23 protein-coding genes and 1 pseudogene are annotated in these 25,292 nt (G+C 36.0%); 17 read left to right on the top strand and 7 right to left on the bottom strand.

Annotation, left to right across the window (positions count from 1 at the left end; translation table 11 throughout):
* The first annotated feature begins 4 nt into the window (after window positions 1-4).
* The 3 genes and pseudogenes from gdh (ACTT1L_RS03545) (at window position 5) to ACTT1L_RS03535 (ending at window position 1,437) form a co-directional block, all read left to right on the top strand.
* A pseudogene (gene gdh / locus ACTT1L_RS03545) lies at window positions 5-788 on the top strand (glucose 1-dehydrogenase).
* Window positions 789-1,014: 226 nt separating this feature from the next.
* On the top strand, window positions 1,015-1,236 hold the full coding sequence (locus tag ACTT1L_RS03540) for a hypothetical protein (protein WP_000407000.1): 222 nt from the start codon (window positions 1,015-1,017) through the stop codon (window positions 1,234-1,236).
* 66 nt (window positions 1,237-1,302) lie between these two features.
* Window positions 1,303-1,437, top strand: a complete 135-nt coding sequence (locus ACTT1L_RS03535) for a hypothetical protein (protein ID WP_002163576.1) — start codon at window positions 1,303-1,305, stop codon at window positions 1,435-1,437.
* A gap of 691 nt (window positions 1,438-2,128) precedes the next feature.
* Here ACTT1L_RS03535 and gdh (ACTT1L_RS03530) read toward each other — a convergent pair.
* Both gdh (ACTT1L_RS03530) and ACTT1L_RS03525 read right to left on the bottom strand, forming a co-directional pair.
* Complete coding sequence (gdh, locus tag ACTT1L_RS03530; RefSeq protein ID WP_000287802.1) at window positions 2,129-2,914, bottom strand: glucose 1-dehydrogenase; 786 nt, start codon at window positions 2,912-2,914, stop codon at window positions 2,129-2,131.
* 16 nt (window positions 2,915-2,930) lie between these two features.
* Complete coding sequence (locus ACTT1L_RS03525; protein ID WP_000353538.1) at window positions 2,931-3,788, bottom strand: GRP family sugar transporter; 858 nt, start codon at window positions 3,786-3,788, stop codon at window positions 2,931-2,933.
* A 410-nt stretch (window positions 3,789-4,198) separates the two neighbouring features.
* Between ACTT1L_RS03525 and ACTT1L_RS03520 the strand changes: the two genes are divergently transcribed.
* Entirely contained in the window at window positions 4,199-5,653 is a 1,455-nt protein-coding gene (locus ACTT1L_RS03520; protein WP_001190592.1) for a GMC oxidoreductase, read from the top strand.
* A 347-nt stretch (window positions 5,654-6,000) separates the two neighbouring features.
* On the opposite strand, the gene ACTT1L_RS03515 is transcribed toward ACTT1L_RS03520, so the two are convergent.
* Together ACTT1L_RS03515 and ACTT1L_RS03510 are read right to left on the bottom strand one after the other, a co-directional pair.
* Window positions 6,001-6,636 (bottom strand): FMN-dependent NADH-azoreductase, encoded by a 636-nt coding sequence (locus tag ACTT1L_RS03515; protein WP_000002013.1) that lies wholly within the window; start codon window positions 6,634-6,636, stop codon window positions 6,001-6,003.
* 175 nt (window positions 6,637-6,811) lie between these two features.
* The gene (locus ACTT1L_RS03510; protein ID WP_001064754.1) at window positions 6,812-7,129 is read right to left on the bottom strand and encodes a winged helix-turn-helix transcriptional regulator; all 318 of its coding nucleotides are present in this window, start codon (window positions 7,127-7,129) and stop codon (window positions 6,812-6,814) included.
* Between the two features lie 729 nt (window positions 7,130-7,858).
* Between ACTT1L_RS03510 and ACTT1L_RS03505 the strand changes: the two genes are divergently transcribed.
* Complete coding sequence (locus ACTT1L_RS03505; protein ID WP_000551093.1) at window positions 7,859-8,653, top strand: SDR family NAD(P)-dependent oxidoreductase; 795 nt, start codon at window positions 7,859-7,861, stop codon at window positions 8,651-8,653.
* Window positions 8,654-8,907: 254 nt separating this feature from the next.
* On the opposite strand, the gene ACTT1L_RS03500 is transcribed toward ACTT1L_RS03505, so the two are convergent.
* On the bottom strand, window positions 8,908-9,903 hold the full coding sequence (locus ACTT1L_RS03500) for a zinc-dependent alcohol dehydrogenase family protein (RefSeq protein ID WP_000647245.1): 996 nt from the start codon (window positions 9,901-9,903) through the stop codon (window positions 8,908-8,910).
* A 105-nt stretch (window positions 9,904-10,008) separates the two neighbouring features.
* Here ACTT1L_RS03500 and ACTT1L_RS03495 point away from each other — a divergent pair, with 105 nt between their 5' ends.
* From ACTT1L_RS03495 to ACTT1L_RS03445, 11 genes are all read left to right on the top strand, one after another.
* Window positions 10,009-10,188 (top strand): hypothetical protein, encoded by a 180-nt coding sequence (locus tag ACTT1L_RS03495; protein WP_000534222.1) that lies wholly within the window; start codon window positions 10,009-10,011, stop codon window positions 10,186-10,188.
* A 134-nt stretch (window positions 10,189-10,322) separates the two neighbouring features.
* Window positions 10,323-11,276 (top strand): LLM class oxidoreductase, encoded by a 954-nt coding sequence (locus tag ACTT1L_RS03490; protein WP_071743316.1) that lies wholly within the window; start codon window positions 10,323-10,325, stop codon window positions 11,274-11,276.
* 13 nt (window positions 11,277-11,289) lie between these two features.
* Entirely contained in the window at window positions 11,290-12,243 is a 954-nt protein-coding gene (locus tag ACTT1L_RS03485; protein ID WP_074543599.1) for an NADP-dependent oxidoreductase, read from the top strand.
* Window positions 12,244-12,332: 89 nt separating this feature from the next.
* Entirely contained in the window at window positions 12,333-12,881 is a 549-nt protein-coding gene (locus tag ACTT1L_RS03480; RefSeq protein WP_074542242.1) for a glucose-6-phosphate dehydrogenase, read from the top strand.
* Window positions 12,882-13,231: 350 nt separating this feature from the next.
* The gene (gene zwf / locus ACTT1L_RS03475) at window positions 13,232-14,716 is read left to right on the top strand and encodes a glucose-6-phosphate dehydrogenase (RefSeq protein WP_000445343.1); all 1,485 of its coding nucleotides are present in this window, start codon (window positions 13,232-13,234) and stop codon (window positions 14,714-14,716) included.
* A gap of 39 nt (window positions 14,717-14,755) precedes the next feature.
* On the top strand, window positions 14,756-16,750 hold the full coding sequence (gene tkt, locus ACTT1L_RS03470) for a transketolase (RefSeq protein ID WP_442821798.1): 1,995 nt from the start codon (window positions 14,756-14,758) through the stop codon (window positions 16,748-16,750).
* A 104-nt stretch (window positions 16,751-16,854) separates the two neighbouring features.
* The gene (gnd, locus tag ACTT1L_RS03465) at window positions 16,855-17,748 is read left to right on the top strand and encodes a phosphogluconate dehydrogenase (NAD(+)-dependent, decarboxylating) (RefSeq protein ID WP_001195905.1); all 894 of its coding nucleotides are present in this window, start codon (window positions 16,855-16,857) and stop codon (window positions 17,746-17,748) included.
* A gap of 51 nt (window positions 17,749-17,799) precedes the next feature.
* Window positions 17,800-18,468, top strand: a complete 669-nt coding sequence (gene fsa / locus ACTT1L_RS03460; protein ID WP_000667676.1) for a fructose-6-phosphate aldolase — start codon at window positions 17,800-17,802, stop codon at window positions 18,466-18,468.
* A gap of 389 nt (window positions 18,469-18,857) precedes the next feature.
* Window positions 18,858-20,183, top strand: a complete 1,326-nt coding sequence (gene gntP, locus ACTT1L_RS03455) for a gluconate permease GntP (protein WP_001057620.1) — start codon at window positions 18,858-18,860, stop codon at window positions 20,181-20,183.
* A gap of 55 nt (window positions 20,184-20,238) precedes the next feature.
* Window positions 20,239-21,780 carry a gluconokinase gene (gene gntK, locus ACTT1L_RS03450; RefSeq protein WP_000254936.1) on the top strand — a complete coding sequence of 514 codons (1,542 nt, stop codon included), beginning with the start codon at window positions 20,239-20,241 and terminating at the stop codon, window positions 21,778-21,780.
* A 126-nt stretch (window positions 21,781-21,906) separates the two neighbouring features.
* Window positions 21,907-22,968 carry a lactonase family protein gene (locus tag ACTT1L_RS03445; RefSeq protein WP_428839392.1) on the top strand — a complete coding sequence of 354 codons (1,062 nt, stop codon included), beginning with the start codon at window positions 21,907-21,909 and terminating at the stop codon, window positions 22,966-22,968.
* Between the two features lie 183 nt (window positions 22,969-23,151).
* On the opposite strand, the gene ACTT1L_RS03440 is transcribed toward ACTT1L_RS03445, so the two are convergent.
* Window positions 23,152-23,328: a DUF1272 domain-containing protein gene (locus ACTT1L_RS03440; RefSeq protein ID WP_001207874.1), complete on the bottom strand. Its 177-nt coding sequence runs from the start codon at window positions 23,326-23,328 to the stop codon at window positions 23,152-23,154.
* Between the two features lie 195 nt (window positions 23,329-23,523).
* On the opposite strand from ACTT1L_RS03440, the gene ACTT1L_RS03435 reads away from it, so the two are divergent.
* Complete coding sequence (locus tag ACTT1L_RS03435; RefSeq protein WP_071743306.1) at window positions 23,524-24,345, top strand: pentapeptide repeat-containing protein; 822 nt, start codon at window positions 23,524-23,526, stop codon at window positions 24,343-24,345.
* Window positions 24,346-24,390: 45 nt separating this feature from the next.
* Here the strand turns inward: ACTT1L_RS03435 and ACTT1L_RS03430 are convergent, their stop codons facing one another.
* Window positions 24,391-25,275 (bottom strand): DMT family transporter, encoded by an 885-nt coding sequence (locus tag ACTT1L_RS03430; protein WP_071743305.1) that lies wholly within the window; start codon window positions 25,273-25,275, stop codon window positions 24,391-24,393.
* Window positions 25,276-25,292 lie beyond the last annotated feature (17 nt).

Genomic DNA, 25,292 nt, shown 5'->3' with positions numbered 1-25,292 from the left:
AATTATGTATACAGATTTAAAAGGAAAAGTAGTTGTTATTACAGGTGCTGCAAAAGGTCTTGGAAGAGCAATGGCAGTTCGTTTTGGAGAAGAACAAGCAAAGGTTGTAGTAAATTATCGATCTGATGAATCGGAAGCGAAAGAATTAGTAGACGAGATTAAAAAAGTAGGGGGAAGCTATTGCGATAAAAGGAGATGTAACAGTCGAATCGGATGTTATCAATCTCGTGCAGTCAGCAGTGAAAGAATTTGGTACACTAGATGTCATGATTAATAATGCAGGTATCGAAAATCCGGTACCTTCACATGAAATGCCATTAAGTGATTGGAATAGAGTAATTAATACGAATTTAACAGGCGCTTTCTTAGGAAGCCGCGAAGCAATTAAATATTTCGTAGAGAACGATATTAAAGGGTCAGTTATTAATATGTCAAGCGTTCACGAGCAAATTCCATGGCCATTATTTGTTCACTATGCAGCAAGTAAAGGTGGTATTAAGCTAATGACAGAAACATTAGCACTAGAGTATGCACCAAAAGGAATTCGTGTAAATAATATTGGACCGGGTGCTATCAATACGCCAATTAATGCTGAGAAATTTGCAGATCCAGAAAAACGTGCGGATGTTGAAAGTATGGTTCCAATGGGATATATCGGAGAACCAAAAGAAATTGCAGCTGTAGCGGTATGGCTTGCTTCTTCGCAAGCGAGTTATGTAACAGGTATTACACTGTTTGCTGATGGCGGCATGACTCTATATCCATCCTTCCAAGCTGGACGCGGATGAGTAATTGTATAACAGGATTTTTTCAGAGATTATAGAATCAGTCTTTAAAGTGATTTTTTACTTTAGGAATATCTTTCAGAGTGACGGATATAATGAATCTCATATAAAAAATCATGCGAAAAATATGGATTAATTTTTATATAAAATTCTTATATTAAAACAAAAGGGCATCCAATTAGAGGGTACCCTTTGTTTTATAGTTTTTATTTTTAACGATGGTAAGGTATTGGAAATTGTTGATGCCATTGTTGCCATGTTTGATGAGGATAATGTTGATGCCATTGATTCCAATTCATATAATGTGGCCACATTGTATGATGCCATTGTTGCCATGTTTGATGAGGGTGGTGTTGATGCCATTGTCCCCAAGGTACATAATGGGAAGGGTACATTGAATTATCAGCTCCTTTATAAAGAATCTATATATTTTATGTTTTTTTACTTTTAAGGAGCTTGTTTCTGTATAATATGGGCATCTTGCATTAGAACCCGATGAGCTGGGGATTTAGTTGAAATGGTTACAGAAGATAATTTAAAAGAAATTTATTGGGAAAATAATAATTATGAGCTTGTAACAGCGGAGAATTATTATTTTCTTCTCGATAAGTTAACTAGAGATAAATGGTTTAATCGTGAAGTAAATGAATAGAGAAAACATGAATAAAAACGTTATTTTAATCTCAAAGAGAATTGAAAAAATAGAAGAGAACGGCATCAGTAATGACACCTTGCGCTAGCGTACTTACGTAGATGATTGAACAAAGGAAAAAGCAATTACTAAACATATTCCAAAAGAACAAGGTTGGAAGGTAATAACTATTGTTAAGGAATTCAGAGTTATGATTTGTAAAAGATTACATGGGGGAGGTTAAGTACTTCGACATTAGAAGCTAAAGTGTAAATACCATTAATAATTTATGTTCGTGTCAGTTTTCAGAAGTATTTGTAGTATACATGTGATTTACTGAGGCTTTGATTAAGAAGATGCATAAATCGCTAATAAATACCTAATTTCATTAGAGTATATGTTTATAAAAACGAAAATTAGGCCCTGCCTGTAATAGAGGTGGAACATAAAGCTACAGTTATAGTGTAATGAGAATGAAAATGTTATACGGAAATGAATCTAATAAAAATTCATTTATTTTTTTAAAGGAAAAGCAGTTAGTAAAAGCTAACTGCTTCGTGAATAAGAAGAACACAATGGTTATTCGTATTCGACCTTGGTGTATCTATAGTATTACCATGTATTTAAAAAATTATTCAATACAAAAGCAGTTAGCGAAGGCTAACTGCTTCATTTAAACTTATTAAAACCAAACAACTCAATTATTGATTAATCAACCACGTCCAGCTTGGAAGGATGGATATAGAGTCATGCCGCCATCAGCAAACAGTGTAATACCTGTTACATAACTCGCTTGTGAAGAAGCAAGCCATGCTGCTACCGCTGCAATTTCTTTTGGTTCTCCGATATATCCCATTGGAACCATACTTTCAACATCGGCACGTTTTTCTGGATCTGCAAATTTCTCAGCATTAATTGGCGTATTGATAGCACCTGGTCCAATATTGTTTACACGAATTCCTTTTGGTGCATATTCTAGTGCTAATGTTTCTGTCATTAGCTTAACACCACCTTTACTTGCTGCATAGTGAACAAATAATGGCCATGGAATTTGCTCGTGAACGCTTGACATGTTAATAACTGATCCTTTAATATCGTTCTCTACAAAATATTTAATTGCTTCGCGGCTTCCTAAGAAAGCGCCTGTTAAATTCGTATCAATTACTCTATTCCAATCACTTAATGGCATTTCATGTGAAGGTACCGGATTTTCGATACCTGCATTATTAATCATTACATTCAGCGTACCAAATTCTTTCACAGCAGATTGAATTAGATTAATCATATCTGATTCAACTCTGACATCTCCTTGTACAGCAATGGCCTCTCCACCAGCTTGCTTAACTGCTTGTACTACTTCATTTGCCTCTGATTCGTTTGAATAATAATTAATTACAACTTTCGCTTGTTCTTCTCCAAAACGAATTGCCATCGCTCTTCCAAGACCAGTTGCACCACCTGTAATAACAACTACTTTTCCTTTTAAATCTGTATACATAATTTTTTCCTCCTCTTTATCCTTTTGCAATTCCTAACATAACTCCAGCTGCGACAATAAAGATAATCCCAATGATAATCGCATTAAACTGACGTTTTGTTTTCTTTTCACCTAATATAAAAATGCCACCTAAAGTTGAGATTACAATCCCCATTTGGGAAAGGGAGAAGCTTGTAGCTACCCCTACACGTGGCTGTGAAATAAATAAAAACATATTTCCGGCTGCCCAAATTAAGCCAGGAATAATATTGCGAATGGCATATTTATTAAATGGTTGATGCTTAAATGTTAGCATCAGTCCACCTAACACCATGCCGATCGCTTGCGGCAATAACGCCGACCATCCGTCTATATCGAATAAGCGGATAATTACTACATACACTAAGTAACCAAGAGTTGAGATGAATAACATCACAATCCCTTTTTTGAAATTTCCTGTTTGTTCTTCGTTTTTCTCCTCGTTGCTTTGAAGAGATGTGAGAACGATTCCAACAATGATACAAATAAGTGCCAGAACACCTAATACAACAGACGTTGTTGTGGACCATTCATGAAATACGATTACTCCAAATAAAGTAGCTGACACTAATTGCATTCCTGTTGAAATAGGCATTGTTTTAGAAACCCCTATTAAATCAACACTTTTCAATTGATTGGCTTGTCCTACTGCCCAAAATAGGCCTGAAATAATCCCGATGATTATAACCATTGGCGTCAAAACGGGCTTCATAAAAATATAAACACCGATAGAAAAAACTAGAGCGCCAAGGGTAGTTCCTAGTATTTGACTGTAGGGGCCACCACCTAGTTTAACGTTGAAGAGTACAATACTTCCCCAAAATAATGCTGGTAAAATCGCTAATAAAATATCCATTTTTTAACCTTCCTAAAACATATTTATTTAGCTGAATTCATATAAGAGACAGCAAGCTTAGTTTGTTTGGTATCTAATTACGTCCCCCTTTTATTAAAAATAAGCACCTATTTAAAAATATGTTTTAAAATTAATTTATATTAAATATATTTTTGTTAACAGGTTACTTTATGTAACCAATAATAACTACACAATAATTTTATGTCAAGAATTAATTTTCGATTTTAAAAGGGTAAATAAAAAAATTCGTAATAAGCAAGTCTAATAAAATGGACTTGCTTATTACGAATTTCAATTTTTGAATGATTTAAATATACTTCCCAGTAAAAAAAATTCTCAATTCAAGATAAATAAAAGAGAAAAGTAATACAGTTATATAAATGCGTAAAAATTCTAAAGGAAGTGAGACTGTGCAATCACATCCAAACGAATGGATTTCGGTTATACCGTTGGAGCAAATGACTAATAAAGAATATGACGTTTTGATTGTTGGCAGTGGAGCAGGAGGCGGGGCGGTTCTATGGAGATTATGTGAACAATGGAAAAATAAAAAAAAACAAATTGGTCTTCTGGAAGCAGGGGATTTGCTTTTACCAACTCATGGGCAAAATCTTCCCACAATGAATATTGATCGGCTTTTAAACAATTATTTTCCTAAAGTCGCAACACCTATTGGGAAGCGGTTGCCTCAATATTCGGAAGCAACACTGGTTTTTGCTCTTGGAGGTAGAACCTTGTTTTGGAGTACGGCATCTCCCCGAATGCCTACTTTTGAAATGGAAAAATGGCCTGTGACAGCAAACGAGATGAAATTCTATTATGTTATCGCAGAAAAAGTAATGAATGTCACTCCGTTTTTCGCCCGAGGATCATCTATGCAAAACATCATGTTAGAGCGTCTTAAGAAAAATGGATTTCCGGAAGCTATAGACTTACCAATGGCTGTTAATCTTAAAGGAACACAACAAGGACAAATTGGTTCCGATGTTTTTTTTAGCTCAATCCATTTTTTAGCCTATGCCTTGAATTGGAGGGCTTTTGATTTAGCAGTCAATTCTCGTGTCGTTCAAGTAGTAATCGATCAAGGAAGAACAGTCGGAGTTCACGTGATTTCTCCTGATAAAAAGTCCTATTTCATTAGAGCAAAAACAGTTGTATTATCAACGGGTGCTCTAGAAACACCTCGAATTTTGCTTTACTCAGGAATTCAAGGACCAGCAATTGGCCATTATTTGACGAATCATTCCCTTCTTAGAGCTATAGGGCAAATAAACCGTAGAAACTTTTCAGAGGAACTAGGAAACTTAGTAATAAATATCCCTCAAACAAAACAATCTCCTTTTCAAATTCAAATGCTCGGATCGGAAAAATACTATGCTTATCAGCCTTTTGAGGAAAAACCATTTCTTGAGGAAGTGAAAATTGCGTTAAATACCTTCGGTAAAGTAGAATCCCGATTTGAAAATAGTGTTTACTTAGACCCTACCGAACGTGATGAATATGGTATACCACAGATTCAAGTCAGTTTTTCCTACAGTGAAAGAGACAATATGATCATCCAACAAATGGCACAAGCTAAGATACAAGCTACCTCAGCAATGAAATTATCCTTGACTTCACAAGAGAATAGGCCTCCAATCTCTCTAATGTCTCCTGGAAATGATTATCATGAGTCAGGTACATGCCGTATGGGTGATGATCCTTTAACTTCTGCAACCAATCAATTTGGTCAAATTCATGGCATTCCGGGTCTTTATGTAGCTGATAATAGTGTACTTCCCTCCATTGGAGCAGCTAATCCTACTCTAACTACAATTGCATTGTCTATTCGTACGGCTGATTACATTATCCGACAACTAGGGTAATATGGGGTGATTTACTTATATAAATTTCAATACATAATGGAACGTACAAAGAAATTTTGTACACAGCATATTAACTGCCACTTTCGGATTTCACTTCAAATACCCTCTTTTGTGGGGGCTATTTTTTTTGCGTATCGTGTTTTTTCTAAATGCTGAAGATATCCCAAGTTGCACGAGATAGTTAGGTTATCGGAATTAAATAAACATAAAAAAGCTATCAGGAATTGATAGCTTTTTTATGTTTATCTATAGTGCAAAATAGCGAGTACATATTATTTGAATCAGCAGCTAATTGTAGACTGCAAGGATCTGATTTTGAAATTACCTTATTCTTTAGAGTTTCGTATTTAAAAATATTTAGCAATTTCTTTCGCTTTAAGAATAGCATTTTCCTTAATTTCTAATGCTTTTTCAGGAAACTTGTTATGCCCCTCGATAAAGATACCCTCAAAAGATGAAGTTCCAAAAAACTCCATCATAACTTTTAAATAGCGGTGCCCCATTTCTTTTGATGCTTCTGGTCCGTCAATATAAATATCGCCACTCGCTTGAATGTGCAATGCTTTTTTACCTGTTAATAATCCAACTGATCCTTCTTTTGTATATTTGAATGTTTTTCCAGATACAGCTACAGCATCTAGATATGTTTTTAAAATGGCAGGGATGGAGAAATTCCACATAGGAGTAACAAATACATATTTATCAGCTAAGACAAACTGCCCACCTAATTCAGCTAGACGTCCGACTTTTGAAATTTCAATAGGTTTTAATTCGTTCAATGGGGTCCCGGATCTAAGTTTATTCCATCCGTTAAAGACATCAGCATCCAGATATGGAATATCAGCCTTATATAAATCAAGATGAACGATTTCATCATTAGGGTTTAGTTTTTTATAAGATTTAATAAATTCTTTTCCAACCGCCATACTGTATGATTGAGTATCATCAAATGGATGGGCTGTAATATAAAGAAGATTTGCCATATATTTATTCCAGCCTTTCTAAAATGAGGTCAGTTATTACTTGAATATTAAACAGTGTAAATTTTATAAGATAAATTGTCCATTTATTGAACTTATTAAGTATAATTTTTAGTGAATTATAATTTGTCTTTGTTTGAGAGTTATTTCGCTTGTGAATATGAAAGGAGATCTACATTTATTCTTTCATCCAGCTTTCTGCCCATTGACTAATTGGTCCCAGAATTTCCCCTAATGCTGCGCCTTTTTTGGTAAGTGAATATTCTATTCTTACAGGGCGTTCTGCGAGTACATGTCTTACCACTATATCGTTATCCTCAAGTTCTTTCATTCTTTCTGTGAGCATACGTTTACTTAAATCTGGAATTATTGTATGAATCTCGCTAAAACGTTTAGGACCACTCATTAGTACATAAATAATTAATCCCGTCCATCTTTTTCCTATTAATTCAAAGCTTCTTTCTATTTTAGGTTCTATGTCTCGTTGATTATTCATTTCTCACACCTCCGTGCCAATAAATTGTAATTGTGTGTTTCTATATATGTATTGTAACCATATAAATTATATCAAACAAATAGGATAATTCCGTTATTTATGTAGGGAATTATAAATAATTAGCGGGGGAAAGCAATCTGCGTGTTTCTATTTTAATAATATTTTTTTATAATGTGAAGTTTTTTCCGTATTATATCTAATTAATATACAAAATTTACAATTATTAAGAAAAGTTGTTAGAGATGGAGATTTTTCAGTGGCCTCGAATTTTTCTGCGAGGTTTTTTGAACGTTATCTTATAGATGTGTTATATAATTTGTAGTTAATTAGGATAAAAATAATCCTATAACTGTATGTAAGAATATATAATTTTACACTCTTTTCTATGATAGAAAAGGATACTACGTTAGTAAATATAAAGAGTTAGAAATTATAGTTTATAGGGCACTTTTTTGTTCCTATGGAACTTTAAAGTGCGTAATTTTCTTTATCGTTAATATATATCATAATGGTATTTACTAGTTGGTTTTAGCTTTACTCTGCTTTTGATGTGATTTTTTAATTCCGTACAGAGTGCAATAGCTACATAATTTTCGTTTATACTCTTTTGAAAAAAGGGTGGATCAGCTTATTTTCTGTTAAAGATAAGAGAAATGAACCACAATATAAACGTAATTATTTATTCCAACGTAAGTCAATCATGTAGCACATGAATTTGGAGGGATCTATATGCATATGCAATTAAAAGGGAAAACAGCACTGGTTACTGGATCTACGGCAGGCATTGGAAAAGCAATTGCCACTTCATTAGTAGCGGAAGGAGCTACTGTACTTATTAATGGACGCCGTGAAGAAAATGTTAATCAAACGATAAACGAAATTCGAGCGCAGTATCCTGATGCCATTCTTCAACCTGTAGTAGCTGATTTAGGAACAGAACAAGGGTGCCAAAATGTGATTGAAAAGTACCCTGAAGTAGACATTCTTATTAACAACTTAGGAATTTTTGAACCTGTAGAATATTTTGATATCCGTGATGAAGATTGGTTTAAATTGTTTGAAGTCAATATTATGAGTGGTGTTCGACTTACTCGCTCGTACTTGAAAAAAATGATTGAAAGAAAAGAAGGAAGAGTTATATTTATTGCTAGCGAAGCAGCTATTATGCCATCTCAAGAAATGGCTCATTATAGTGCGACTAAAACGATGCAACTCTCACTTTCTCGTAGTTTAGCTGAGCTGACGACAGGAACGAATGTGACTGTTAATACTATCATGCCTGGTTCGACTTTAACGGAAGGAGTGGAGACTATGTTAAATAGTCTTTATCCTAATGAGCAATTGACAATAGAAGAAGCTGAGAAGCGATTTATGAAAGAAAATCGACCAACCTCTATTATTCAAAGACTTATTCGACCAGAAGAAATTGCCAATCTTGTCACTTTCTTAAGCAGCCCACTATCTTCAGCGATTAATGGTTCCGCGTTGCGAATAGACGGGGGATTAGTACGTAGTGTATTTTAATAAATTTAAAACAATATAATATGCTGTTGAAGGTAAAGATGGTAAGGCAAATGAGTTGTATTTTACTTATTAACAGAAATATATATAAAGCAAATTGTGATATGAAAACAGCCGGATTTTCTACTATAAGAAAAATTCGGCTGTTATTTTTTTATTTGTTGTAAAGGATGGGAAGCTTTTAAGGTTGTGGCACGCCTCTTAAGACAAAGATAAGGCGAAGTGATCCTGCTGTTATTTGTATTATTTAGTGAAAGTTACCAAACGTTTTTCAACACTATTTTCCCTATTGCTTTATTTGATTCCAAATATTCATGTGCTTGTGCAATTTCATCAAACGTAAAAGTTTTCGAATCTAGCAATGGGCGAAGTTTTCCTTCTTCTACTATTTGCGTTAGTTTATTTAAAATTTCCCCACAAGCGTCACGTTTATCTGTATGTAATATTTTTAACGCCATAAAAGTAACGTGCAGAGAGAGTCCTTTTGCGTGTAAAGGAGAGAGGTCATGGGTTGAACGAGCTGCAATTGTTACGACAGTTCCGTTGATTGCAGCAGCTTCGAAAGAGTTATCGAGATTTTTGCCACCTACTGTATCAAATATAACTTCAAATCCGTTGCCATTCGTATGTTTTTGCACATATTCTTGAACAGATTCTTCTTTATAGTTAATAGCTACGTCAGCTCCGAGACGATGGGCTATTTCTATTTTGCTTTGCTGAGAAGCGGTTGTAAAAACTTTAGCACCAGCCCATTTAGCTAGTTGAATGGCTACGTGTCCTACGCCACCAGTAGCTCCATGAATGAGAACATTTTGACCAGGTTTAATATTTGCACGATCAAATAAAGATTCCCAAGCTGTAATTGCCACTAATGGTAGAGCAGCTGCTTCTTCCATTGTTATATTGTTAGGTTTGTGAGCAATTAATCGCGTATCAGCAAGCATAAACTCTGCAAGTGCACCACCAGTTTCTTTAAAACCTCCGGCACATCCGTATACTTCATCGCCAGCTTTGAATTTCGAAACACCTTCTCCTACTTCAATAACAATACCAGCTACATCGCCATGTAATATAGCTGGAAACTCAGGAGCGACTGCTGAAACGGCACCACTACGCATTTTCGTATCGATTGGATTTACACTTGTTGCTTTTACATCGATTAGAACATGACCTGGTAAAAGTTTTGGTTTTGAAACTTCTTCTAATTGAAATACAGATGAATCCCCAAAAGAATGGATAATTTGTGCTTTCATAGTTTATACCTCCTGTTTATGGTTATAGCATAGCAAAGTACGAAAAATAAGTATAATATTTTGAATTTGGTTAGTGAGCATTTTATATAAAGAAGAGGCAAGTACGTGGGATCATGTAACGTACTTGCAAAAGCAACTGTAAAGTTTTTTGAAGAAAGGATAGATGTTATTTTTGCAGCACGATTTATTCATTATGTTTATTACTACTCACTTAGTATAGGTACTTTAAAGTGCCTACATCACTTTAAAGTACGTACTGTTATTCATGTTATGGCCGATTTATAATAACACTCGTAGCACAAAGAAAGTTATAACGATGACAATCGGCAACAATGTGGTGTTGCAGTATTGCTTATGAATTTTGAGAAGAAATATGAAAAGTATAGATTTATATGAATAAAGGAAAGTGAGTGAAACAAATGGAAAAGTTTGCGAATCATTTTGGATATAATCGTATGTTTGCGAAAGATCAGCTTACATTAGGAGTTCACATTCCGATTGAAAATTATCAGTTTCATGCTCCAACGATGGAAAAACAAGTAGAGTTAGTACAAAAAGCAGAACAATATGGTTTTACAGGTGTATGGCTTCGCGATGTTTTACTGCAAGACCCTGACTTTGGTGATCCTGCAACAGGTCAAATTTACGATATGATGATTTATTTAACGTATTTAGCAAGTAAAACAGAGAAAATCGCATTTGGAACGTCGGCAACCGTATTGTCACTTCGTCATCCATTGCGTGTAGCAAAAGAAATTGCTACATTAGATCAACTATTTCCAGAAAGAATTATGCTTGGCGTTTCATCCGGTGACAGACGTGCCGATTTCAAAGCGCTAGGTGTTAGTCATGAAACACGAGGTGAAAAGTTTAGAGAAGCGTTTGCTTACTTGGAAGAGATTTTGTATAAAAACTTCCCGTCTATCCAGTCGACACTAGGAGAAGTGCATGGAGCAAATTTAGTTCCAAAACCGTCTAAACGTGTTCCAACCTTTATTACAGGTTTTAGTCAGCAAAATATGGATTGGTTCGCTGAACATGGTGATGGATGGATGTACTACCCACGTAGTCCAGTGCATCAGGCAGCAGCAATTGGACAATGGAGAGAACTAGTAGAGGATTATCATCCAGATGTATTTAAACCATTTATCCAACCGATGCATTTAGACTTATCTGAAGATCCAAATGAACGTCCTACACCGATACGTTTAGGTTACCGTACAGGGCGTAAGGCACTAATTGAATTACTTGATATATATAAAAGTATTGGTGTGAATCATTTATTCCTTGCTCTATTTGATGGTCAACGTCCAGCTGACGAAGTATTGGATGAGCTAGGAGAAGAAGTACTACCTCATTTCCCAGCATTGTAAAGGAGTGAAAAGAATGAAAGCGATAGGACTTATGCAATATGGAGATAAAAGCGTACTACAAGAGATTGAAATGCAGACACCGCTATTAGGAGACACCGATGTACTAATTGAAGTATATGCAGCTGGTATAAATCCCGTGGATTGGAAAATACGTGAAGGTTTACTGCAAGACGTAATTTCTTATGACTTCCCGCTTGTTTTAGGATGGGATGTTGCAGGTGTAGTTGCTGCTATAGGGCCAAACGTAACAGCATGTAAAGTGGGGGATGAAGTATATAGTCGTCCGGATATTGAACGAAACGGTGCTTATGCAGAGTACGTGGCTGTAGATGAGAAATATGTGGCGAAAAAACCGAGGAATTTATCTTTTGAAGAGGCGGCATCAATCCCTCTTGTAGGTTTGACAAGTTGGCAAAGCTTAGTAAAATTCGCAAATATTCAAAAAGGCAATAAGGTTTTAATTCATGCTGGATCTGGCGGGATTGGTACGTTTGCTATTCAGCTAGCGAAAAGTTTCGGTGCACATGTTGCAACTACGACTAGTACGAAAAACATGCAGTTTGTAAAGGATCTAGGCGCTGATACTGTCGTCGATTACAAAACAGAAGACTTTTCTTCGCTTTTGCATAATTACAATATTGTTTTTGATGTGTTAGGCGGAGATGTACTAAAGGATAGTTATAAAGTGCTTGCACCAAATGGAAAGTTAGCGTCTATTTATGGTCCGAAAGGTATGGAAATTCCGCAAACCGAGATATCAAGAGAGAAAAATATTGAGAGTGACCATATATTTACTGAACCTAACGGATATGAACTTTCTCTTATTACAGAATTAATTGAGGGCGGGAAGATTAAACCCGTTGTCACGCATGTGTTGCCTTTACATGTAGAAGGTGTAAAAAAAGCACACCACATAAGTGAGTCAGAGCGTGCTCGTGGCAAAATAGTATTGAAGAAACATTGGTAAAGTATGAGGTTTTAGAGACAGTATTGTGCTAAGTAGCAAATGAGTTTATATATTCTATTCTAGCAATTGTTTTAAAAGGGAGAGAACAAATGGATTCAATGACATTTCTTTTATTTGGAGCGACAGGGGATTTAGCGAAACGCAAAATTTACCCTGCTTTATACAAATTATTTAGTAATGGGAATATACCGCAATCTATTTCTATTATCGGTATTGGTAGAAGGGTAATGTCAGATGTGGAATTTCAAACAAAGGTAGAACAATCCCTTGCTACATTTTCTAGAAGATCTGCTGATGACGAATTAGGAGTAGAAGAATTTATTAGCACATTTCGTTATTGTCAATTAAATACAGCGAATATAGAGGACTATAAAGATTTGTTGAGTCTTGTAAAGAGACGTGAAACAGAATTAAACATTCCTGAAAACCGCATGTTTTACCTATCTGTTATACCAGAAGTATTTGATGTCATTGCTTTAAATATTAAGGAAATTGGATTGTGGGCTACAAAAGGATTGAACCGTCTTATTATAGAGAAGCCTTTTGGTCATCATGTAACGTCTGCTCACGAGTTTAACGAAAAATTAATTGAAGATTTTGATGAAACTGATATTTTTTATATCGATCATTATCTTTGAAAATGAGTGGTAACTAAGGATAAACTTAGAAAAGTAATACGAAATAAGTAGTATGTAATTTAAGACATTTTTATTGACGATAATAATATATGTGGTTAATATACTAGACATAAGATTATTTAATTACTAAAAGTAATTAAATATATGTTATTTCGTAAAGTATTATAAATAAGTAAGTCGTGGTAGAAACGCTTTGAATTGCCACTATTAATATTGGGGACAATTAGAAAGCGAAAGGTATAAAAAGAATTGGAATTTGATAACTCTTTGTTTTTTATAAAAACATGAGCTTCTGTACAATTCATTTTTAATATATTGACCAGGATTATACAACAAGAGGGGGACTGAAATTGGAATCAATGACCTTTGTTTTATTTGGAGCGACAGGGGACCTAGCGAAACGCAAAATTTACCCCGCACTATATAACTTATATAGAGATCAAAAGCTTCCAAAGCAAATATCCGTTATCGGGCTTGGGAGACGTGAAGTATCTCATGTAGATTTTCAAAAAAGAATAAAAGAATCAATAGAGACGTTTTCTCGTCATAGAGAAGAAGGTACTCCAGAACTCGAAGGTTTTTTAGATAATTTTCGCTATTGTCCATTAGATGTGAGTAAGCCGGAAGACTATGAGAGATTATTACAAGTCGTTCGTGAAAGGGAAGAAGAACTACATATAAAAGGGAATAGAATGTTCTATCTTTCCGTTGCTCCTGAATTTTTTGAGACAATCGCTTTAAATATTAAGGAAAGCGGACTTGATAAAACGGATGGATGGAAACGCCTAATGATTGAGAAACCGTTCGGGCACGACCTTACATCTGCTCGTGAGCTGAATGATAAGCTTAGTCGCACGTTTGAAGAAGACGAGATATATCGTATTGATCATTATTTAGGTAAGCCGATGATTCAAAACCTTGAAGCACTAGAGTTTGCAAATCCTGTTTTACAATCGATTTGGAATAAAGAACATATAGCGAATGTACAAATCACAGCGAGTGAAACAGTTGGGGTTGAAGAAAGGGCAGGATATTATGATCAGGCAGGAGCCATTCGAGATATGGTTCAAAATCATATGTTACAAATATTAATGATGACTGCTATGAATTTGCCGGAAAAGGTTAATGCATGTGAAATTCGAGAGGAAAAGCGAAAGGTAATGGAGGCGCTTCGTAAAGTGAAAAAAGAAGACGTTCAAAACCATATCATTCGCGGACAATATGGTGCAGGTGAGATAAATGGCGGGCAAGTTGTAGCATATAAAGAGGAGCCAGGAGTAAATCCTTCTTCTAATATAGACACATTTGTTGCTGCTCGCTTGTGGATCGATAATCCATTTTGGACTGGCGTTCCCTTTTATATACGAACAGGCAAACGAATGAAAGAAAAGTCTACTCGTATTGTAATCGAATTTAAAAATACGTTAAAACAGCAATATCAAGATAGTAATCCAAATGCAGCACCTAACTTGTTAATAATTGAAATTAGCCCAGGTGAGAACGTTTCATTACAGTTAAATAGTAAAAATCCATTGAAAAATGGAGAAATTGAACCGATCCGTATTAACTTTACTTGTGAGCAAGCGGATGTGGGAGTACCTGAAGCGTATGAAAGACTCATTCACGATGCTGTGAGTGGAGACGCTACATTCTTTGCACATTGGAGAGAAGTTGAATTGTCATGGGAATGGGTACAACCAATTCTTGAAGCATTCGAGGAAAACTTATTACCACTTCATGAATATGAGTCTGGTTCATATGGTCCAGAGGCATCTAATGAATTATTGCAAGAAAGTGGATTTAAATGGTGGTTAGATCAAGAAACGAAAAAATAAGTACTTTCTTTCATGAAAGCATGTAGGGGGACGATTACTATGACACAAAACATAAATCAATTAGCAGTGAATACAATTCGTACGTTATCAATTGATGCTATTAATGCGGCAAATTCAGGTCATCCAGGTCTTCCGATGGGAGCAGCGCCAATGGCTTATGCATTATGGGCGAATCATTTAAATCATAATCCTAATCATCCAAAATGGTTTAACCGTGATCGCTTCGTTTTATCGGCGGGACATGGATCTAGCTTATTATATAGCCTACTTCATTTAGCTGGATATGACGTTTCAATTGATGACTTGAAAAACTTCAGAAAGTTAAATAGTAAAACACCAGGTCATCCTGAGTTTGGTCACACTTCTGGAGTTGAAGCGACGACAGGACCGTTAGGACAAGGGATTGCGAATGCTGTCGGAATGGCAATGGCAGAAGCGCATTTAGCGGCGAAGTTCAATAAGGATGGTCACTCTATTATTGATCACAATACGTACGCTTTAGTTGGAGACGGTGATTTAATGGAAGGTGTCGCTTATGAAGCGATGTCAATGGCAGGACATATGAAACTTGGCAAGTTAATTGTGCTGTATGATTCAAATGAAATTTCACTTGATGGTGAATTAAACATTGCTTTCTCTGAAGATATGCAGAAAAGAGTAGAATCTGCACATTGGCAATATGTAAGAGTTGAAGATGGAAACGATGTTGATGCGATTACAAAAGCGATTCAATTAGCGAAAGATAATACGGACCAACCTACTCTTATAGAAATTAGAACCATTATAGGTTACGGAAGTCCAAAAGTTGCTGGAACGAACAAAGCACATGGTAACCCGCTTGGAGTAGAAGAAGCGACAGCGACAAAACAAGTGTATGGTTGGCATTATGAAGAAGACTTCTTTGTACCTGAAGAAGTAACAGCTCATTTTAATGAACTGAAACAAAAAGGTATTGAAAAAGAAAATGGCTGGAATGAGCAGTTCAACTTATACAGAGAGTCAAACCCTGCACTAGCAGATGAATTAGAAAAAGCGATTACAGGTGAAGTTTTAATCGAAGCGAAAGACATTTTATCCTTCGATACTGAAAAAACGATTTCAACTCGTGTTGCAAGTGGGGAAGCTATTAATCATTATGTGAAATCGATTCCTTCTATTTTCGGTGGAAGTGCGGATCTTTCTCATTCTACGATGACAGATATAAAAGGTGAAGCAGTGTATGCAGTAGAATCGTATGCTGGTCGAAATATATACTTCGGTGTACGTGAACATGCAATGGGCGCAGCAGCGAATGGACTGGCTCTTCATGGAGGAGTAAAACCGTTCGTGAGTACATTCTTTGTATTTAATGACTATCTTCGTCCATCTATTCGACTGGCTGCATTGCAAAAGTTACCTGTTACGTACGTATTTACACATGATTCGATTGCTGTAGGAGAAGATGGTCCAACGCATGAACCTATTGAACATTTAGCAGCTCTTCGGGCAATTCCTGGTTTAACAGTTATCCGTCCGTCAGATGCAAATGAAACAGCAAGTGCGTGGGCGTATGCTTTACAGCAAACGGATGGTCCAGTCGTTTTAGTACTGAGCCGTCAAAATTTACCGGTGTTTCATGAAACGAAAGCAAACATAGAGAATCTTTCTAAAGGGGCTTACGTATTAACACAAACGAATGAAAATCCGGATGTAATTTTAATTGCGACAGGTTCTGAAGTATCCTTAGCTGCTAGTGCGAAAGCGAAATTAGAAGAAGACAATGTCTCTGTTCGCATCATTGCAATGCCAAGCTGGGAGTTATTCGATCGTCAATCGAATGAATATAAAGAATCCGTTCTTCCGTCTTCTGTAACGAAACGAGTATCTCTTGAGATGGGTGTATCTCTCGGGTGGGAGCGTTATGTAGGACAAGAAGGAAAAGTACTATCAATTGAAACATTTGGAGCTTCAGGAACTGGTGCGGAAGTCATGAATCTATTTGGATTTACGACAGAAAATGTTGTTCAAATTACAAAAAATGTATTGAATTCTTAAGCTATGACTGTGAATACCTTTCCGTACATATCAGTGCTGCAAGGTATTCCAGATTGTAGTGATATGAATTTTTAATAAAAGATGATTTGAGGAGGAATTATATTATGCAAGTAGGATTAATTGGCTTAGGTAAAATGGGATTAAACTTAGGGAAAAATTTAATCGATCATAAACATGAAGTAGCAGCATTTGATTTGAATGCAAGTGCAGTGGAAGAAATGAAAGAGTACGGGGCAACAGGTGCATCTAGTTTAAATGAACTTGTTCAGTCATTACAATCACCAAGAGTTCTTTGGGTTATGGTACCACACGCTGTTGTAGATTCTGTTATCGATGAGGTTACACCACTTTTATCAAAAGGAGATATTTTAATTGAAGCGGGTAATTCACATTATAAAGAGTCTATTCGCCGATATGAGCAACTAAAGAAAGATGGCATTCACTTTATGGATGCAGGAACTTCTGGCGGAATGGAAGGCGCTCGTAATGGTGCTTGTTACATGATCGGAGGAGATCAAGAAGCTTGGGATATCGTTGAACCTATCTTCCGAGATACTGCTGTAGAAAATGGATTCTTATATGCTGGAAAAGCTGGTAGTGGTCACTTCTTAAAAATGGTTCACAACGGAATTGAATACGGTATGATGGCTGCTATTGGTGAAGGATTTGAGATTCTAGAGAAAAGTGAATTTGACTACGATTATGAAAAAGTATCAAGAGTATGGAACAACGGTTCAGTAATCCGTTCATGGTTAATGGAATTAACAGAAAATGCATTTTCTAAAGATGCAAAACTAGATGAAATTAAGGGTGTTATGCATTCTTCTGGTGAAGGAAAATGGACAGTAGAAACAGCATTAGACCTTCAAACAGCAACTCCTGTTATCGCAATGTCTCTATTAATGCGCTACCGCTCATTAGACAATGATACATTTACAGGAAAAGTAGTAGCAGCTCTGCGCAATGAATTTGGCGGACATGCAGTAGAAAAGAAATAAACATCTTAAAAATTTAACTCATTGACGTTTAAAAAATGGAGGGAATGAATCATGAAATTTTTTATTGATACTGCAAATCTTGAGGACATAAAAAAAGCATATAAACTTGGAGTTTTAGCTGGTGTTACAACGAATCCTTCTTTAGTAGCAAAAGAGGGGATTAAATTTGAAGACCGTATTGCAGAAATTTGTCAGGCAGTGCCGAAAGTTGAATCTGTTTCGGCAGAAGTAACGCCAGATGCTGTGACGGCTGAAGAAATGATTGCTCAAGCAGAAGAGTTGATTAAGATTAACGGCGGCGATGAGAAAGTTACAATAAAACTTCCAATGACGCTAGCAGGATTAGAAGCTTGTCGCTATCTTACTGAAAAAGGTGTGAAAACGAACGTTACACTTATTTTCACTGTGAACCAAGCACTTTTAGCTGCCAGAGCAGGTGCAACGTATGTTTCTCCATTTTTAGGACGTTTAGATGATATTTCTGAAGATGGCGTATTATTAGTTGCTAAAATTGCTGAATTATTCGATGTTCACCAATTAGATACACAAATTATTGCGGCTTCTGTTAGACATCCAGATCATGTAACTCGTGTAGCGATGGCAGGTGCTCACATTGCAACAATCCCTTATAAAGTAATTGAACAACTTGCTATGCACCCATTAACAGATCAAGGTATTGAGAAGTTTGCTGCGGACTGGGCGAAAGCTCCTAAATTATAATGCATAAAAGTGAAGGAGCTTTCCGAAAATTGCTTTTCATGAGAGGACAAATCCTAAGTAACTTCATCGTTTAAACGGGATCCCGAGTTTGTAGTCTTACTATGTGAAAACAGCAAGAGAAGAAAGCGTCATTCACTTTTAAAAAAGGAAAATTTGCTTACGCGAAGCGTTTATCACAATAACATTACAATTATGAAAGAGAAATCCCCTTATCAGAGAGATGAGTTAAAGTATATCTCTGATAAGGGAGATTCTTTTTATATAAATTATTATGTTGTGAAGATGAGTTGTATATCGATATATAAATTTTTACTCAAAAAAGAACTATATAGGTTCTTTTCATTGTATATCATTTTTGAAAGGGTTTACATAAAGGGGTGGAATTGCGTATGAATATGTACCTTTTAATGATTACATTATTATCAATTGTAATTGTTATTTTAGGGGTATCGTGGTGGAGATGGCACGCGTTTATTAGTTTAACGATTGCAAGTTTATTTTTAGCAATTATGTCTGGAATGCCAATGGATAAAATAGTGAGTGCTTATGAAACGGGAGTCGGAAGTGTTCTTGGGCATTTAGTAGGTATTTTAGTATTAGGTACAATTTTAGGGAAAATGATGGCAGAGTCAGGTGCTGGAATGCAGGTGGCAGAGTTCTTTATTAAATCCTTCGGAATAAAAAACTTACCATGGGCGATGTTAATTGCAGGTTTTATTATTGGAATTCCAGTATTTTTTGAAGTAGGCATTTTAATATTATTGCCGTTAGTAATTTCTATTCATAAAACAACGAAACAAAATATTTTATTGATAGCATTACCAGCAATTGCTGGGTTATCTGTCGTACACGGCCTTGTTCCTCCGCATCCAGGGGCAATCGTTGCAATAGGTATTTATAAAGCGAATCTTGGGAAGGTATTATTGTATTCACTCATTATTACATTTTTTGCAGCGATTATTGCAGGTCCTATATTCGCTAAATGGATTCACAAACGTGTAATTCCTGAAAATGAGCCAGAATTGATTCGTGTAAATACAAAATCAACGAAATTACCAGGAATAGGAGTTTCGTTTTTAGTTATATTGTTACCTGTAATGTTAATGGTGTTAGCGGCAGCAGCTCCTTATGTTCCGCTTTCTACTACTTTGATGAAGATGGTCACCTTAATCGGTAGTCCTATCATTGCACTTTTGATTGCATGTTTTGCAGCATTTTATTTTCTTGGATTTCGTCAAGGTATCGATAAAAAGGCTATTAAGAAGGTAACAGAAGATAGCTTATTACCAATCGGTTCAATCGTTGCGATTATTGGTGCCGGCGGGGGATTTAAGCAAATTCTTATCGATAGTGGTGTAGGGAATGCTATTGCTCAAATGTCTGAGCATTTAGCACTATCTCCAATTGTATTAGCATTTATGGTAGCTGGATTAATTCGAATTGCGACAGGGTCAGCGACAGTCGCCTTAACAACAGCAGCGGGTATCGTTTCGCCAATCGTTGAAAATACGACAGGTGTGAATTTAGAATTACTCGTCATTGCAACGGGTGCAGGAGCATTAATGTTTTCTCACGTAAACGATGCTGGGTTCTGGATGGTAAAAGAATACCTAGGTTTAACAGTGAAAGAAACATTTAAAACATGGACAGTATTAGAAACATTACTTTCATTTATCGCTTTTGGAGGAGTTTTACTACTCGATATGTTTGTTTAAAATAAAGATGTTTTTATAGTGGGATACTGTAGTAATTTTTTGTTAGGAGGAAGAAATGGTGAGTTCAAAATATATGATTGGTGTAGACATTGGGACAACTAGTACAAAATCAGTTCTATTTTCTACGGATGGATCTGTTATTGCAAGTCATGGAATTGAATATCCTTTATATTCTCCTACGCCGGAAACAGCAGAACAAGACCCAGAAGAAATTTTTCGTGCAGTAATACATACGATTAAAGAAACTGTACAGTCAAGTAGTGTACAGCCGCATGATATTCTTTGTGTTTCTTTTAGTTCGGCAATGCATAGTATCATTGCTGTAGATGAGAAGGGAAAGCCGTTAACGAGATGTATTACTTGGGCAGATAATAGAAGTGCAAGCTGGGCAGAGAAAATAAAGAATGATATGAATGGTCATGAAATTTATTTACGGACTGGGACACCAATTCATCCGATGTCACCACTTTCGAAATTAGTTTGGCTACAAAATGAGCAGGCAGAATTGTTCGCAAAAACTTATAAATTTATTTCTATTAAAGAGTATGTTTTTTATAAGTTATATAAGGAGTATGTAATTGATTATTCTATAGCATCAGCGACAGGAATGTTCAATTTGAAATCTTTAAAATGGGATGAAGAGGCTTTACGTGTAGCGGGCATTACAGATGATAAGCTTTCTAAACTTGTTCCAACGACGCACAGCTTAACAGGATTAGATGAAGAGCTTGCCAAAGAAATGAATGTACTTGTTTCTACTCCATTTGTAGTAGGAGCGAGTGATGGAGTCCTATCCAATTTAGGTGTAAATGCAATAGATCCTGGCGTTGTTGCTGTGACAATTGGTACAAGCGGTGCGATACGTGCTGTAACAAATCGTCCTGTAACAGATCCAAAAGGTAGAATTTTTTGTTACGCCTTAACTGAAGACCATTGGGTAATTGGTGGACCGGTTAATAACGGTGGTATGATTTTCAGATGGGCTCGTGATCAATTAGGTACTTCAGAGATTGAGCTTGCGAAGCGTTTAGGAAAAGATCCATATGAAGTGCTTACTGAAATAGCAGCAAAAGTGAGTCCGGGGTCCGACGGTTTATTATTTCATCCGTATTTAGCAGGAGAAAGAGCTCCTTTATGGAATGCAAATGCACGAGGATCTTTCTTCGGACTTGGATTGCATCATAAGAAAGAACATCTTATCCGTGCTGTTTTAGAAGGAGTAATTTATAATTTATACACCGTTCTTCTCGCTTTAAAAGAACTCATTGGTGAACCGAAAAAAATTCAAGCGACAGGTGGTTTTGCAAGATCGGAACTTTGGAGACAGATGATGGCAGATATTTTCCATCAAGACGTATATGTTCCGGAAAGTTTTGAAAGCTCTTGCTTAGGAGCAGCAATCCTCGGTTTATATAGTTTAGGTGAAGTAGATACGTTGCATGTAGTTTCTGAAATGGTAGGGGCGAATTTCCACCATGAACCAAACATGGAAAGTGTAGAAAAGTATAAAGATTTAACACCAATCTATATTCGTCTGTCTCGTCAATTGGAAGAAGAATATGAAAGTATAGCAGCGTACCAAAAAAAGTGGGTTTAAAAGCTATTTAACAAGAAAATATGGTAACGTATAAAGAGGTACTCTAATTTTTTAGGATACTCTTTCAACATAAAATATTATAGGAAGTAAGATGAATGAAAAATATAGGGAGAGAGGGTTATGAAAATGAAGGATAATAAAGAGTTTATTGGATATGTTGGAACTTACACGAAAGAAAAAAGTGAAGGAATATATAAGTTTATTTTAGACACGGAAGCAAAGAAAATTAGTAATGTAACACTTGCGGCCAAGTTGGATAATCCTACATATGTAACGATTAACCGAAATAATGAATATCTCTATTCCGTTGTTAAGGAAGGAGAATCTGGTGGTGTAGCTGCTCATTTGATTGATAGTAAAACTGGAGAGCTAAAGGAGAAAAATAGACAAGTGGTAGAAGGGGCTTCTCCTTGTCATGTGAGTGTTGATAGTGGGACTCACACGGTAGTTACAGCAAATTATCATAAAGGAACGATTGAGTCTTTCGCAGTAAATGAAGAAGATGGATCTGTAAATCCTGCGACCTCTATTATAACGCATAAAGGTTCAGGTCTGAATAAGGAAAACCAAGAGAAACCACATGCGCATTACGCAGGATATACGCCTGATGAAAAATATGTGGTAGGTGTTGATTTAGGGATAGATAAAATAATTACGTATGAAATAAAAGATAGTGTATTAAAAGAAGTGAATAGCTTGGCTGTAAATCCAGGAAGTGGTCCGAGACATATTACTTTTCATCCGAATGGAAAGTATGCGTATGTGATGACGGAGCTTAGTTCAGAGGTTATTGTGTTAACATATAATCCGGCAGAAGGAGCTTTTACAGAAGTACAGTATATTTCTACTATTCCTGCCGCGTTTGATGAAAATAATCAAGGAAGTGCGATTCATATTTCTTCTGACGGCCAGTTTGTATATGCAGGCAATCGTGGTCATAATAGTATCGCTGTTTTCAGTGTGGATCAAAACTCAGGTGAGCTTACATTTGTGGAACACACATCTACAGAAGGAAATTGGCCAAGAGACTTTGTATTAGATCCTACTGAAAAGTTCCTTATTGCTTCAAATGAAAAGTCGCATAATCTTGTATTATTTTCAAGAAATGAAACGACAGGGAAGTTAACACTTTTACAATCTGATGTTGTTGTGCCGGAGCCTGTTTGTGTTAAGTTTTTAAATGTTTAAGTTGTGTTGAAGCTGAATGCATGCAGAGGTGTCGTTATTTGTCGGTAAGTCGATATCCTTTGTCGAAACGTCGATATATTAAAAAAATCGTTGATATATTTGAATTTGTGTTCGATATATTTGAAAAATCGTTGATATAATTTCATATGCCTAAAAAAAAGCAAAGCGATATCGCTTTGCTTTTTACTGTTTCTTTTTCGGTCTACGTACTAACTCGCCGCCGCAGTTTGGACAAACGTTATGTCTTTCTTCTGTACATGGTGCACAAAATGTACATTCATATACGCAAATGTATGCTTCAGAATCTTGTTCTAGCGATTGATCGCAAATTTGACAGTTTGTTTTCATTTGTAGTGCCATAGTAACTCTCCTTTTAGTTTGAATATTTATAATTTAATTATAATTCAATGAGCAGAGTTAGTCCTTTTCAATTGAAAGGAAATAGAATGATAAAGTTGTGATTTGAAATGAAAGGCGCTCGTTTATTTTTAAATTGATTATTTCATGCAGTTAGAATATTATGAAATAGTCAAAAGACAACAGGGGGTATACATTTTGACTAATCATAACGATCATTTAAAAGCAAACTGCGAAAAATGCTTCGGTTTATGTTGTGTGGCGTTACCGTTCGCAGCGTCAGTAGATTTTGCAGTGAATAAAGATGGTGGTAAACCATGTTCCAATTTACAATCAGATTTTAAATGCAGCATACATAAAAATCTTCGTGGAAAAGGTTATAAAGGTTGTACAGTATTTGAGTGTTTCGGCGCTGGACAGAAGATTTCTCAAGTTACATTTAACGGGATTGATTGGCGGAAAGATGCTAAGCATGCGAGAAAAATGTATGATGCTTTTCCAGTTATGCATCAGCTCCATGAAATGCTTTGGTATTTAAATGAGGCTATTTTATTAAAGGCGACACAATCGATCCATAAAGAATTAAGTAAAGCAATTGAAGAGACGGAGCGACTTTCGAATTTAAATGCGGACGAGTTAATGAAAGTAAATATCCCATTACATCGTGCAGAAGTGAATATTTTACTTTTAGAAACGAGCGAACTAGTATGGAAAGAAATGAATACTGCGCGTAGGAAACGAATCATACACCGCGGCGCAGATCTTATGGGAGCAAACCTGAAAAAGAAAAATTTACAAGGGGCGAATTTAAGAGGAGCATATTTAATTGCGGCAAACTTAAATGGTGCAAACTTACGAGGGGCGGATCTCATTGGAGCAGATTTACGAGATGCAGATATTCGCGGGACTGATTTTACAAATAGTATTTTTCTGACGCAAGTTCAAGTTAATGCGGCGAGAGGGGACAAACATACGAAATTACCGAAATTGTTGTCCCGGCCATCGCATTGGGGTGCGTAAAGAGTGTAAAAAGGCAGGCAGAGATATTTAATCTCTGCCTGTTTTTCATTTCCTTTCAAAAGTAGTAATGAAAACGCTACATATAATAAGAATACCACCAATAAAAAAGTTACTATTTAATGTCTCATTTAATAAGAACCAACCGAGCAACGAACCGACGATAGGTTGGAAGAAGAAAAATAACGAACCGATGCTAGCGTCCATTAATTCTAATCCTTTATTCCAAAGGAAAAAGGCACCTGCCGTTGAGATGATTCCTAAATAAAGTACGCCTAATACTACATATAGGTTCATATGTTCAATAGAGTTTGATTGAAATTCCCATATCATAAAAGGTGTAATAAAAAAGAGTGAAAAGAAAATAGCGTACGTTGTAATCACTAAAGATGAAAATCGAGCTGAAGCAATTTTTACATAAATAGATAGTAAAGCCCACGTAATAGCTGCCTCGACTAATATGATTGTACCGATAAAATAGGAGCCAATTTCAATATCCCATCCGATTACGATAATGACACCGATTGTCGCTATGATGGTAGATAGTAATCTACGAGCGGTTAGTTTTTCTTTTAAAATGATCGCTGCAAATATAACCATAAATGCAGGTGTAGCTGATGTTACTAAAGATCCTGTATGAGCGTCGGATAATTTTGTTCCGATAAATTGACAAGTGATCGAAATGAAATATCCGATAAATCCAATCCAAGCGAATAATAGCCAATCTTTTTTACGAATGGTTACTGTTTTCTTTTGCTTTTTCTCAGTAATTTTTAAAATCATATACAAAACAACAAAAGCAATGATAAAGCGTAGCCAAACGAGTGTGAGTGGTGGGATAAAGTCGAGTACATATTTGCTAACAACATACATACCGCCCCATATACTAGCTGCTAGTGATAAACATATAGCTCCTAAAATGGTTTGTTTCATGTAAAGTACCTCCGTCT

This window comes from Bacillus sp. FH (genome assembly GCF_052216825.1).
In the GTDB taxonomy this organism is placed as follows: Bacteria; Bacillota; Bacilli; order Bacillales; family Bacillaceae_G; genus Bacillus_A; species Bacillus_A paranthracis.
The sequence above is the reverse complement of the archived record's forward strand: the minus strand, read 5'-3'. Positions and strand labels throughout refer to the sequence as shown.